General features: G+C 70.7%; 11 protein-coding genes. 8 read left to right on the top strand and 3 right to left on the bottom strand.

Translation table 11 applies throughout. From position 1 onward, the window contains the following. Positions 1-24: 24 nt before the first annotated feature. From ABEA82_RS17160 to ABEA82_RS17140, 5 genes are all read left to right on the top strand, one after another. On the top strand, positions 25-1389 hold the full coding sequence (locus ABEA82_RS17160; RefSeq protein ID WP_345662386.1) for a phosphomannomutase/phosphoglucomutase: 1365 nt from the start codon (positions 25-27) through the stop codon (positions 1387-1389). A gap of 332 nt (positions 1390-1721) precedes the next feature. Continuing rightward, on the top strand, positions 1722-1892 hold the full coding sequence (locus ABEA82_RS17155; RefSeq protein WP_345662385.1) for a Trm112 family protein: 171 nt from the start codon (positions 1722-1724) through the stop codon (positions 1890-1892). 119 nt (positions 1893-2011) lie between these two features. Continuing rightward, a complete protein-coding gene (locus ABEA82_RS17150; RefSeq protein WP_345662384.1) occupies positions 2012-3139 on the top strand; it encodes an SIS domain-containing protein in 1128 nt (375 codons plus the stop codon). Between the two features lie 114 nt (positions 3140-3253). Further along, on the top strand, positions 3254-4405 hold the full coding sequence (gene manA, locus ABEA82_RS17145; protein ID WP_345662383.1) for a mannose-6-phosphate isomerase, class I: 1152 nt from the start codon (positions 3254-3256) through the stop codon (positions 4403-4405). Between the two features lie 143 nt (positions 4406-4548). Further along, complete coding sequence (locus ABEA82_RS17140) at positions 4549-5529, top strand: cation diffusion facilitator family transporter (RefSeq protein ID WP_345662382.1); 981 nt, start codon at positions 4549-4551, stop codon at positions 5527-5529. A gap of 76 nt (positions 5530-5605) precedes the next feature. Here ABEA82_RS17140 and ABEA82_RS17135 read toward each other — a convergent pair whose 3' ends face one another. Continuing rightward, complete coding sequence (locus ABEA82_RS17135) at positions 5606-7807, bottom strand: fructose-specific PTS transporter subunit EIIC (RefSeq protein WP_345662381.1); 2202 nt, start codon at positions 7805-7807, stop codon at positions 5606-5608. Between the two features lie 518 nt (positions 7808-8325). On the opposite strand from ABEA82_RS17135, the gene ahcY reads away from it, so the two are divergent. Then, a complete protein-coding gene (gene ahcY / locus ABEA82_RS17130; RefSeq protein ID WP_345662380.1) occupies positions 8326-9783 on the top strand; it encodes an adenosylhomocysteinase in 1458 nt (485 codons plus the stop codon). A 113-nt stretch (positions 9784-9896) separates the two neighbouring features. After that, on the top strand, positions 9897-10511 hold the full coding sequence (locus tag ABEA82_RS17125) for a hypothetical protein (protein WP_345662379.1): 615 nt from the start codon (positions 9897-9899) through the stop codon (positions 10509-10511). A gap of 44 nt (positions 10512-10555) precedes the next feature. Here the strand turns inward: ABEA82_RS17125 and ABEA82_RS17120 are convergent, their stop codons facing one another. After that, on the bottom strand, positions 10556-11605 hold the full coding sequence (locus ABEA82_RS17120; RefSeq protein ID WP_345662378.1) for an RDD family protein: 1050 nt from the start codon (positions 11603-11605) through the stop codon (positions 10556-10558). A gap of 128 nt (positions 11606-11733) precedes the next feature. Here ABEA82_RS17120 and ABEA82_RS17115 point away from each other — a divergent pair, with 128 nt between their 5' ends. After that, a complete protein-coding gene (locus ABEA82_RS17115) occupies positions 11734-12741 on the top strand; it encodes a stage II sporulation protein M (protein WP_345662377.1) in 1008 nt (335 codons plus the stop codon). A gap of 179 nt (positions 12742-12920) precedes the next feature. Here the strand turns inward: ABEA82_RS17115 and ABEA82_RS17110 are convergent. Continuing rightward, a partial coding sequence (locus ABEA82_RS17110) for a hypothetical protein (protein ID WP_345662376.1) occupies positions 12921-13114 on the bottom strand: 194 nt, incomplete at its 5' end.

Genomic DNA, 13114 nt, shown 5'->3' with positions numbered 1-13114 from the left:
AGTACTTTTTCAGGAAGGTTGGCCGTGGCTGCTGATCTGTCGCAGGTCGTGAAGGCGTACGACGTACGCGGGGTCGTCCCCGACCAGTGGGACGAGTCCCTGGCCGAGCTCTTCGGAGCGGCCTTCGTCCGGGTCACCGACGCGAGCGCCATCGTGACCGGGCACGACATGCGGCCCTCCTCACCCGGCCTGTCCCGTGCCTTCGCGCGCGGGGCCGCCGCGCTGGGCGCCGACGTGACCGAGATCGGCCTGTGCTCGACGGACCAGCTCTACTACGCCTCGGGTGCGCTGAACCTGCCGGGCGCCATGTTCACCGCCTCCCACAACCCGGCCCGGTACAACGGCATCAAGATGTGCCGCGCGGGCGCCGCCCCGGTCGGCCAGGACACGGGCCTCGCCGAGATCCGCGAACTGGTCGAGCGCTGGAGCGAGTCGGGCGCCCCCGAGCCCGCCGCGACGCCGGGCACCATCACCGGCCGCGACACGCTGTCGGACTACGCGGCCCACCTGCGCTCCCTGGTCGACCTGAGCTCCATCCGCCCCCTGAAGGTCGTCGTCGACGCGGGCAACGGCATGGGCGGCCACACGGTCCCCGAGGTCTTCGCCGGCCTGCCCCTGACCCTGGTGCCGATGTACTTCGAGCTGGACGGCACCTTCCCCAACCACGAGGCCAACCCCCTCGACCCCGCCAACCTCGTCGACCTCCAGAAGCGGGTCCGCGAGGAGGGCGCCGACCTGGGCCTCGCCTTCGACGGCGACGCCGACCGCTGCTTCGTCGTCGACGAGCGCGGCGAGCCCGTCTCCCCGTCGGCGATCACCGCCCTGGTGGCCTCCCGCGAACTGGCCCGGCACGGCGGCAAGGGCACGATCATCCACAACCTGATCACCTCCCGCTCGGTCGCCGAGGTCGTGAAGGAGAACGGCGGCACCCCGGCCCGCACCCGCGTCGGCCACTCCTTCATCAAGGCCGAGATGGCCCGCACGGGCGCGATCTTCGGCGGCGAGCACTCCGCCCACTACTACTTCCGCGACTTCTGGAACGCCGACACGGGCATGCTGGCCGCACTCCACGTCCTGGCGGCCCTGGGCGGCCAGGCGGGCCCCCTCTCCTCCCTGGTGTCCCAGTACGACCGGTACGCCGGCTCCGGCGAGATCAACTCCACGGTCACCGACCAGGCGGGCCGCCTCGCCGCGATCCGCTCCGCGTACGAGAACCGCGAGGGCATCGACCTCGACGAGCTGGACGGCCTGACCGTCTCCGCCGGCGACTGGTGGTTCAACGTCCGCCCCTCCAACACGGAACCCCTGCTGCGCCTGAACGCGGAGGCCAAGGACCCGGAGACGATGGCCAAAGTGCGCGACGAGGCACTGGGCATCATCAGAGGCTGAGTCCGCTCGAGCCGGGCCTCCTGAAGAAGGCCCCAGCTTCCCACCCGACGGCTTCGGGCGGGCCTGGCTTCGGGTCCGACGGCTTCGGGGCGGCCTGGCTTCGGGTCCGACGGCTTCGGGGCGGGTCTGGCTTCCGGTCCGACCGCTTCGGGGGCGAGCCCGGCCTCCTGTCCGACCGATTCGGGTGGTGGGTGGGCGAAGGCCGGGGGTCCAGGGGGCGGAGCCCCCTGGCGGGGTCGAAGGGGCAGAGCCCCTTCACCCACCCCGCAGCCCACCCCACGGCGGTACCCTGACCAGGCACATCCACCCCGCCGATCTCCGAAGGAACCCGCATGCCACTCGAAGCCGGCCTCCTGGACATCCTCGCCTGCCCGGCCTGCCACGCCCCTCTCGAGGAGAAGGACACCGAACTCCTCTGCACCGCCCAGGAGTGCGGCCTGGCCTACCCCGTACGCGACGGCATCCCCGTCCTCCTGGTCGACGAGGCCCGCCGCCCGGCATGACCCGACCGCCCGGGGCAGCCCCAGCGGCGCACATGGACCCCGGCACAACGGGCACCGACGTAGGACACCCAGAAGAGTCCCGGAACCAATGGACCCCGGCGATCGGAGGCTGCCGCCCCATGCTCGACGAATCGCTGCTCGACTCCCCGGAGGGCCTCGCCGAGGCCGACCACCGCGGCCTGCTCCGCGGCGCCGCAGAAGCCGGCGCCCGCGTCCGCACGGCGGCCCGCCACTCCGCCGAGGCCGGTGTCAACGACCTCAAGCCCGACGGCCGGCCCCGCGCCGTCCTCATCGCGGGCCCGGGCGCGGCAGCCACCCACGCCGCCGACCTCCTCGGCACCCTCGCCGCCGCCGGCAGCCCGGTCATCCGGCTGGCCCCCACCGGGGTCGCCCCCGCGGCAGGCGCCCTGCGCTGGGAACTGCCCGGCTGGACCGGCTCCGTCGACCTCCTCCTGATCACCACGCCGGACGGCACCGAACCGGGCCTGTCCCTTCTCGCCGAGCAGGCCTACCGCCGTGGCTGCACCGTCGTCGCCGTGGCCCCCGCCCGTACCCCGCTCGCCGACGCCGTAGCCGGCTCGCACGGCCTGTTCGTGCCCATGGCGACCGCCCCGTACGACCAGGAGGAGCCCTTCGCCGCGTCCGCCCCCGGCGTCCTGTGGGCTCTGCTCACCCCGCTCCTCGCGCTCCTGGACCGTACGGGAGTGCTCGCCGCCCCGCCTGACGCCCTCGGCAAGGTCGCCGACCGCCTCGACCGCGTCGCCGAGTTCTGCGGCCCCGCCATCGCCACCTACAGCAACCCCGCCAAGACCCTGGCCGCCGAGCTCGCCGACGCGCTCCCGGTCGTCTGGACCGAGGGCATCTCGGCAGGCCCGGCGGGCCGCCGCTTTGCCGCCGCGCTCGCCGAACTGTCCGGCACCCCCGCGGTGGTCGCCGAACTCCCCGAGGCCCTCGCCGCCCACGGCGCGCTGCTCGCCGGCCCGCTGGCCGCCAGCGCCGACCCCGACGACTTCTTCCGCGACCGCGTCGAGGAACCACCTGCCCTCCACGCGCGCGTGGTGCTCCTCCGCGACCGCCCCATCGGCGGCCTCACCGCCGCACCCGGCGCCCGCGACCTGGCCCTCAGCCACGACACCCCGATCAGCGAGCTCGAACCCGAGGCGGGCGACGAACTGGAGACCCTCGCGGAACTGATCGCCATCACGGATTTCGCCGCGGTTTACCTGGCGCTCGCTTCGAGGGCCTGATCATGCCCGGGACACCCTGACGCCCGAGCCCAGCCCCCGTAAGCCGGCCTGGCACGCCACGGCCGTACGCACGTCGTACGTACGTCGTACGCACAGACACGCAGAGAGACCTCCATGGACCGCCTCGACAACACCATCCGCCCCTACGCCTGGGGCTCCACCACCGCCATCCCGCACCTGCTCGGCACCGAACCGACCGGCGAACCGCAGGCGGAGATGTGGATGGGCGCCCACCCGGGCGCACCCTCACGCACCGGCCGGGGCACGCTCGTCGAGGTCATCGACGCCGACCCCGAGAAGGAACTCGGACCGGCCACCGTCGCCAAGTTCGGGCCCCGTCTGCCCTTCCTCCTCAAGATCCTCGCGGCCGGCGGCCCGCTCTCCCTCCAGGTCCACCCCGACCTGGAACAGGCCAAGGAGGGCTACGCCGACGAGGAGCGCCGCGGCATCCCCGTGGACGCCCCGCACCGCAACTACAAGGACGCCAACCACAAGCCCGAACTGATCTGCGCGCTCACCGAGTTCGACGGCCTCTGCGGCTTCCGCTCCCCGCTCTCGGCCGCCGCCCTGCTCGACGACCTCGGCGTCGACTCCCTCAAGCCGTACGTCGACCTGCTGCACGCCCACCCCGAGGGCGCCGCCCTGCGCGAGGTCCTCACGGCGATCCTCACCGCCGACCCCGAGGAGATGTCCCGCACGGTGGAGGAGGCGGCGGCCGCCTGCGCCCGCCTCGGCGGCAGCTACGCCCCCTACGCGGACATCGCCCACCACTACCCGGGCGACCCCGGCGTCATCGCCGCGATGCTGCTGAACCACGTCCGGCTCCAGCCCGGCGAGGCCCTCTATCTCGGCGCCGGAGTCCCGCACGCCTACCTCAACGGCCTCGGCGTGGAGATCATGGCCAACTCCGACAACGTCCTGCGCTGCGGCCTCACCCCCAAGCACGTCGACGTCCCCGAACTCCTGCGCATCGTCCGCTTCCGCCCCAGCGACCCCGGCGTCCTGCGTCCCGAGGCCGCCCCGGACGGCGAGGAGCTCTACGAGACCCCGATCGACGAGTTCCGCCTGTCCCGTCATGTCCTCCCCGAGGGAGGCACCGCCCAGGACCTCACCCGCGCGACCCCGCAGATCCTGCTCTGCACGGCCGGCTCCGTCCGGGCGGGCGAGCACGACCTGAGCCCGGGCCGGTCCGTCTTCGTCCCGGCAGGCGAAAAGGCCGAAGTGTCCGGAACCGGCACGCTCTTCCGGGCCACGGTCGTCGCCTGACCCTTCCCAGGGCGGTCCTGGGGTACCCGCGCCTGAGCGGGCTGCAACAATGGCCCACCGTCAAGCACGGGTAAAGCCACGGGCGGCGCACCAAGGCGGGCGTCCGGGCCATGGAACGGCGTACGAAGGGACAACGCGAGCATATGAGCGCGTCAGGCGGCACCAAGGCGATCGTGGCGGCACTGGGAGCCAACCTAGCGATCGCGGTAGCGAAGTTCGTGGCGTTCCTCTTCAGCGGCTCGTCGTCGATGCTCGCCGAGTCCGTGCACTCGGTCGCCGACTCCGGCAACCAGGCACTGCTCCTGGTCGGCGGAAAGAAGGCCCAGCGCGAGGCCACCCCGCAGCACCCCTTCGGATACGGCCGCGAGCGCTACATCTACGCCTTCCTCGTGTCCATCGTGCTCTTCTCGGTCGGCGGCATGTTCGCCCTCTACGAGGGCTACGAGAAGATCAAGCACCCGCACGAGCTGGAGCACTGGTACTGGCCGGTCGGCGTCCTGGTCTTCGCGATCATCGCCGAGGGGTTCTCCTTCCGCACCGCCATCAAGGAGTCCAACACCCTGCGCGGCGGCCGCTCCTGGACGGAGTTCGTCCGCCGCGCCAAGGCCCCTGAGCTGCCGGTCGTCCTGCTGGAGGACCTCGGCGCCCTGGTCGGCCTGGTCCTCGCGCTCGGTGGCGTCGGCCTCGCCCTGCTCACCGGCGACAGCGTCTGGGACGGCATCGGCACCCTCTGCATCGGCGTCCTGCTCATCGTGATCGCCCTGGTCCTCGCCGCCGAGACCAAGTCGCTGCTGCTCGGTGAGGCCGCCGGCGCGGAGGAGACCCAGAAGATCGCGACCGCCCTCGTCGACGGCGACACGGTCACCCGCGTCATCCACATGCGCACGCTCCACCTCGGCCCGGAGGAACTCCTGGTCGCCGCCAAGATCGCCGTCCGTCACGAGGAGACGGCCACCGAGATCGCCACCGCCATCAACGCCGCCGAGGCCCGCATCCGCGAAGCCGTCCCGATCGCCCGCGTCATCTACCTCGAGCCGGACATCTACAGCGAGGCCGAAGCCGCCAAGGGCCCCGACCCCGAGGCGACCCCGGGCGGTCCGACCCCCCACGCCGCCGACCACTGACACCTCGCCTCTTCCACGCCCATGGGGCCCGCCGAACCTGTCGGCGGGCCCCATGGGCTTCTTCTGAGGCCTCCGGTCACCCGACCTCGCGCAGCACCCCGAGGAGCGCCGGTTCGTCCGGCGCGGCCAGCAGCCGCTCACGGAATCCGGCGTCCATCAACTTCCGCGACAGCAACGCCAGAATCCGCAGGTGCTCGTCACCGGCCGCCGCCTCCGGCACGGCGATCATGAACACCAGCCTCGCCTTCGTGCCGTCCAGCGAGCCCCACTCGACGCCCTCCGCGGACCGCGCGAAACCGACCACCGGCTCCGTCACCGCATCCGTCTTGGCGTGCGGAATCGCGATCTCCTCACCGAGCCCGGTCGTGCCCTGCGCCTCCCGCCGCAGCGCGCACGCCACCAGCTCGTCCACATCCGCGACCTTGCCGGTGCGTGCCAGCAGCTCACTCATCTCCCGGATCGCGGACTCCTTGCCGTCCGCACCGAGCTCGACCTTCACGGTCTCCTGGGTGAGGTAGCCGGAGAGAACCCCGTCCACTCCGTCAATTCCGTCCACCCCGGTCTCCGCGGCCGTAGCGCTGTCGGCGGCCACTTCAGGCGTCTCGGATGCGGCCGTCTCACGATCCGCTGGGGGTGCGGGCGTTGCGGGCGGTGCGGACGTCGCCGCGGGTGACGCACCCGCGCCGACCGTCTCCGTCTCCCGGACGGCCGGCCGCGACGCCGTGCCGCCGCCGACGCCGACCCCTCCGGCACCCACCCCGGCCGGGACGGGCTCTGGCACGGGCACAGCCGCACCGGCGCCACCTGCCGCCGCCCCGCGTCCCCCGCGCTCGCTCAGGTCCACCAGGGCGACCGTGGCCAGCGCGGTGACAACCGAGCCGATCACCACGGCCACGAAGAACATCGGCACACCACTCACCGCGCCCAGTACCGCCACGATCGGACCACCGTGCGGCACCGCGTCCTCGACACCGGCGACACCCGCGATCGCACCGGCGACCGCGCCACCCAGCATGTTGGCCGGGATGACCTGCGCGGGCCGCGCCGCCGCGAACGGGATCGCACCCTCCGAGATGCCGAAGCACCCCATGAACAGCGAGGCGAGCCCCGTCTCCCGCTCCTGCTCGGTGTACAGCCGCTTCCGTATCAGCGTGGCCAGGCCCTGCCCCAGCGGCATGACCGGGATCGCGGCCGCGCACATGCCCATGACCGTCTGGTTGCCGGTCGCGATGAGCCCGGCGCCGAACAGGAACGCCGTCTTGTTGACCGGCCCGCCCATGTCGAACGCGATCATGAGCCCCAGGATCGCGCCGAGCAGGATCGCGCTGGTACCGGTCATACCGCTGAGCCAGTCGGTCAGATGCTCGAACACCCAGGAGATCGGCTTGCCGAGGACGTAGATGAAGAACAGCCCCAGTGCCGTGGTCGCCACGATCGGGATCACGATGATCGGCATGATCGGCTGCGCGAACTTCGGGACCTTGACCTTCTTGATCCACAGCACCAGATACCCGGCGAGGAACCCGGTCACGATCGCCCCGATGAACCCGGCCCCCGCCTTGGAGCCGTACAGCTCACCGGTGTTGGCGATCCAGCCGCCGATCATGCCGGGCACCAGCGCGGGCCGGTCCCCGATGGCGTACGCGATATAGCCCGACAGGATCGGCACCATCAGCGTGAAGCCGATGACGCCGATGTTGTTCACGTCCATCCAGAAGGAGTCCTTCGGGATGACCAGCCCGCCCGACGGGTCGGTGTGCCCGCCGAGCGAGAGCGAGATCGCGATCAGCAGCCCGCCGACCACGACGAACGGGATCATGTAACTGACCCCGTTCATCAGCGCCTTGTACCCGATGCTCCGCTCCTTGCCGCCGGCCGCGGAGTTCGTGGGGGCCGAGGGGGTGCCCCCTTCGGTGTGCACGGGCGCCGACAGCACCCTCTCGATGAGCTGCTCCGGGTGGCGAATGCCCTCCGCCACCCCGACCGTCAGCACCCGCTTGCCGACGAAACGGCTCAGGTCCACGTCCTTGTCCGCGGCGACGATGACACCGTCCGCGTGGTTGACATCGTTGTCGTCGAGGACGTTTTCAGCCCCGATGGATCCCTGGGTCTCCACCTTCATGTCGATGCCGCGGCTCTCGGCGGCCTGGGCGAGCTTCTCGGCCGCCATGTAGGTGTGGGCGATGCCGGTCGGGCACGCGGTCACCGCGAGCAGCTTCAACCGCTGCCGCTCGCCACCGCCGTCGCCCGTGGGGGGAGGGCCGGCCGGATTCGTCACGTCGATCTCCTAACGCCTTTGTCATACGGAACCGCCGTCCCGGACGCTCCCGCAAGATCGATCAGTTGGTCAGATCTCCGGGGCATCCTGCACCACCCCACCGCAGACTCAAAGGCCGAAAGGTCCCTGAACGTACCGGTTTACCGCCTCCTGTCGACCGTTCGTTGGTGTCCTGTTATCGCTCTCGCCCACCACTCGCACACCTCACCGCCACCTGACCTGCCGCCGCCCCCGAAGGCCCCCGCACCCAGCCCGCTCACCCCGTCCCCGGTGGCGCGATCTATTCGGAGGCGGGCTGGGGGTGGCACGGCCTCCCGGTGTAGCTTGGGACGGAGCCAGACGTCGCTGCTGATGGCGGTCGGGCGGTCCCGACGCGGACCGGCCGAGGGAGAGAGGGCCTCCGACGGACTGCGCTGCGCGTACGCGGGCATGCCTGTGTCCTCCTTCGGGGCACCCCTGTGTCCGCCGCCGCGCAGACCAGCCGTACCCACCTCGACCCAACCCGAGGAGCAGCTCGAATGACGACTGTCGACAACCGACAGGACTTCAAGGTCGCCGACCTCTCCCTGGCCGAGTTCGGCCGCAAGGAGATCACCCTCGCCGAGCACGAGATGCCCGGCCTGATGGCGATCCGCAAGGAGTACGCCGAGGCACAGCCCCTGGCCGGCGCCCGTGTCACCGGCTCCCTGCACATGACCGTGCAGACCGCCGTGCTCATCGAGACCCTGGTCGCCCTGGGCGCACAGGTCCGCTGGGCCTCCTGCAACATCTTCTCCACCCAGGACCACGCCGCCGCGGCCATCGCCGTCGGCCCGAACGGCACCGTGGACAACCCCCAGGGCGTCCCGGTCTTCGCCTGGAAGGGCGAGACCCTGGAGGAGTACTGGTGGTGCACGGAGCAGGCTCTGACCTGGCCGGACAGCCCCACCGGCGGCCCCAACATGATCCTCGACGACGGCGGTGACGCCACCCTCCTCGTCCACAAGGGCGTCGAATACGAGAAGGACGGCAAGGTCCCCTCGCCCGACACCGCCGAGTCCGACGAGCACCGCGTCATCCTCGAGCTGCTGAACCGCACCATCACGGACGGTTCGCAGAAGTGGACCCAGCTGTCCTCGGAGATCCGCGGCGTCACCGAGGAGACCACCACCGGCGTCCACCGCCTGTACGAGATGCAGCGCGACGGCACCCTCCTGTTCCCGGCGATCAACGTCAACGACGCCGTCACCAAGTCGAAGTTCGACAACAAGTACGGCTGCCGCCACTCCCTCGTCGACGGCATCAACCGCGCCACCGACGTCCTCATCGGCGGCAAGACCGCGGTCGTCTGCGGCTACGGCGACGTGGGCAAGGGCTGCGCGGAGTCCCTGCGCGGACAGGGCGCCCGTGTGATCGTCACCGAGATCGACCCGATCTGCGCCCTCCAGGCCGCGATGGACGGCTACCAGGTCACGACCCTCGACGAGGTCATCGACAAGGCCGACATCTTCATCACCACGACCGGCAACAAGGACATCATCATGGCCTCGGACATGGCCAAGATGAAGCACCAGGCCATCGTCGGCAACATCGGCCACTTCGACAACGAGATCGACATGGCCGGCCTCGCCAAGATCCCCGGGATCGTCAAGGACGAGGTCAAGCCGCAGGTCCACACCTGGACCTTCCCCGACGGCAAGGTGATCATCGTCCTCTCCGAGGGCCGCCTGCTGAACCTGGGCAACGCCACCGGCCACCCGTCGTTCGTGATGTCCAACTCCTTCGCGGACCAGACCCTGGCCCAGATCGAGCTGTTCACCAAGCCCGACGAGTACCCGACCGGCGTCTACGTGCTGCCCAAGCACCTCGACGAGAAGGTCGCCCGCCTCCACCTCGACGCGCTCGGCGTGAAGCTCACCACGCTCCGCCCCGAGCAGGCCGAATACATCGGCGTGCAGGTCGAGGGCCCGTTCAAGCCGGACCACTACCGCTACTGAGCCGGTAGTTCAGCACCGTCGAGACCGAGGCAGGCCCCCGCACCCCCGTGCCGGGGGCCTGCCCCGTTCGACGGACCGGTGACCGGCCCAGCCCGTCAGGACCCAGGACCCCCATGCCCCGCGGCCGTTATTCGCTCCATGATCCGCACGATCACACCCCCCTCGCAGATGAGCACTTCCAGTGCGCCGTCGGCCCCTCCGGCTGGCGCTACGTCTCCCAGCTGACCACCCCCTCAGGCGATCACCGCGGTTCCGTGGACCTCACTCTCGACGAACTCGGCCGCCCCATCCGCCTCGAACTCCACGCCGCCGCCTGGCAGGTCCGCGGTGCCGCACTCGACGGCGTCACCTGGGTCCGCACCGACCCCACCGGAACCGAGGCCACCGAAGGCAATGTGCCCGCCCATGCCTTCACCGGGACCTCCCCGGCATTCCTCGTCGCCACCGCCCGTCTCCTGCGCCTCACCCCCTCGGCAACAGCCACCCGCGTACGCCTCGTAGCCTTCACGGACCCGGTCCTCGCCCCGCGCACCGTGGACCAGTCGTGGGCCTTGCTGAAAAGAGAAGCACACACCACTGACAGTGGCCCTCTGACCGTGGACGAATACCAGGTCACAGCCCTGGACACGGGTGAGCAGCACGCCGTGCACATCGCCGGCGACGTGGTGCTCGCGGCCCCCGGCATCGAGCTCGAGGACCTCGAATCACCACCGTCGCCGTTCACCTGAGCCGACCGCCCCGGCAGCCGATGAGCGGGGCAGCCCGCCCGCCGTCACGCCGGCGGCACGAACCCGGTGCCGGGACGGTCACCCACCGGCACCTCGTGCGACTCGGCAGGCCGGCCTCCCGTAACCGGCGAGGTCGCTTCGGTCGCTGCGGGAGTTTCGGATGCCCCGGACGCAGCGCCACCTGGCACCACCGGTGATCCGTGCGCAGCCCCGACCTCGTCCACGGCTGAAGCCCGTACGTCGGCTGAAGCCCGTACGTCGGCCGGAGCCCGTACGTCGGCCGGAGCCTGGACGTCGGCCGGTGTCGCAGCAGACGTCGCGGAAGAGGCGGACCCGTCCCCCCTGACACTGACGAAAGCCCGCCGGGCCTCCCGAGCCTGCCGCTCCTGCACGACCGCTGCCAGATACGCCGCCGCCGGAACACCCTGCGGCACCGGAGCCCCCGTACGCTCCGCCAGATCCGACGCCAGCCGCTCCGCCATCGACCGGCCCACCTGCGGATCCAACTGCTGCATGCGCGTCAGGTACTGACGGACGGCGAGCCACAGACCGTCGGGCACCGCGGACAGATCGAGCCCCGAGAACCGCCCGGCCAGCCACGGCGGAGGAGTCGGCACGAAACCGGTCCGCGCGACCGGAATCCGTTCCCGTACGACGAGAGTCCCCGCGAACACGTCACCGAGCCGCCGCCCACGCGCCGACACGAACGAGGCGACACAGGCGACGATGCCGAAGGTCATCAGAATCTCGATCACCCCGATCAAGCCCCTCACCAGGGCATGCCGGAACCTGATCGGACCACCGTCGTCCCGCACCACACGCAGCCCGCAGGCCATCTTCCCGAGCGACCGCCCGTGACTGAGCGTCTCGACCGCTATCGGCGCACCCACCAGCACCAGAACGAACGTCGCGATCGACAGCGCCGTCTGCGCCGCCTCGTCCAGCGAGGCAGTGGACACCACCAACGCGACGGTCACCGCGATGTAGACGGCCATGGCCGCCACGAGATCCAGCAACACGGCCAACGCCCTGCTGGGCAGCCTCGCCGGGCGCAGCTCCAACGCCACCGCCTCGCCCGTCACCAGCTCACTCACGCCCGCCGTCCTTCCCCTGCCCTGCCCCCGTCAGGGCCAGTCTGCCAAGCTGAGGGCGCATCGCGCCGTAGTACGACAAGCTGATCCACGACGAGCCGCCGACGAACAGCCGAGGAGCAGGCACACCGATGGACCTCGACGTCTTCGTCTCCGCCCATCGCGCGGAGTGGGACCGCCTCGAAGCCCTGCTCCGCCGCCAGCGCCGCCTCAACGGCGCCGAAGCCGACGAACTCGTCACCCTCTACCAGCGCACCGCCACGCACCTCTCCCTGATCCAGTCCAGCGCACCCGACCCCCAGCTGACCGGCCGGCTCAGCCAACTCGTGGCACGCGCGCGAAGCGCCGTGACAGGCACCCGGCGCGCCTCCTGGCGCGACGTCACCCGGTTCCTCACCCACGGCTTCCCCGCCGCCGTCTACACCTCACGCCACTGGTGGGTCCCCACCGCGCTGCTGTCCACGGCCGTCGCCGCCCTCCTGGGCTGGTGGATCGGCACCCACCCCGAAGTGCAGGCCTCCCTCGCGGCCCCCAGCGAACTACGCGAGCTCACCCGCCCGGGCGGCCAGTACGAGACGTACTACTCCAGCCACCCGGCCGCGAGCTTCGCCGCCCAGGTCTGGACGAACAACGCCTGGGCCGCTGCCCTGTGCCTGATCCTCGGGGTCTTCGTCGGTCTACCGGTCATCTGGATCCTCTTCCAGAACATGCTCAACCTCGGCGTGGGCTTCGGCCTGATGTCCTCGGCAGGTCGCCTCGACACGTTCCTCGGCCTCGTCCTCCCACACGGCCTGCTTGAACTGACCGCCGTCTTCGTCGCGGCCGGCACGGGTCTGCGCCTCGGCTGGACCCTGATAGACCCGGGCCCGCGCACACGGCGCACGGCTCTCGCGGAAGAGGGCCGAGCCGCCATCGGCATGGCCATAGGCCTCGCCCTGGTCCTCTTCGTCTCCGGCGCCATCGAAGGCTTCGTCACCCCGTCCGGCCTTCCCACCTGGGCACGCATCACCATCGGAGTCATCGCCGAACTGGCCTTCCTGCTTTACGTCTATGTCGTGGGTGGCCGTGCCGCACGCGCCGGTGAGACCGGCGACGTCGAGGCAGCGGAACGCAGCGCCACCGTCCCGACAGCGGCCTGAAGCAGGGCACGACCGCCTGATGTGCGTCCACGTCCGTTCAACTGCTAGTCTCCTCTTCGCCCCACAGGAGCCGTTGACACGGCGAATGCGGGGAGGTAGATTCGAACAGTTGCCTGGAGGCGGGGTTCAGCCCCGAACCGGCTACAGTGAGCATCTGTCTGCTTCGTGAAGCATCGCTTTCATTGAAGCCCCTCCCGATAAATCGGAATTGAGTTGCCGGTCAGTCCGGCTCGAAACTTCTGATAAAGTCGGAACCGCCGGAAAGGGAAACGCGAAAGCGGGAACCTGGAAAGCACCGAGGAAATCGGATCGGAAAGATCTGATAGAGTCGGAAACGCAAGACCGAAGGGAAGCGCCCGGAGGAAAGCCCGAG

Source organism: Streptomyces venetus (assembly GCF_039540295.1).
GTDB classification, from domain to species: domain Bacteria; phylum Actinomycetota; class Actinomycetes; order Streptomycetales; family Streptomycetaceae; genus Streptomyces; species Streptomyces venetus.
Note: the sequence above shows the minus strand (reverse complement) of the source record. Positions and strands in the feature narration are given on the sequence as shown.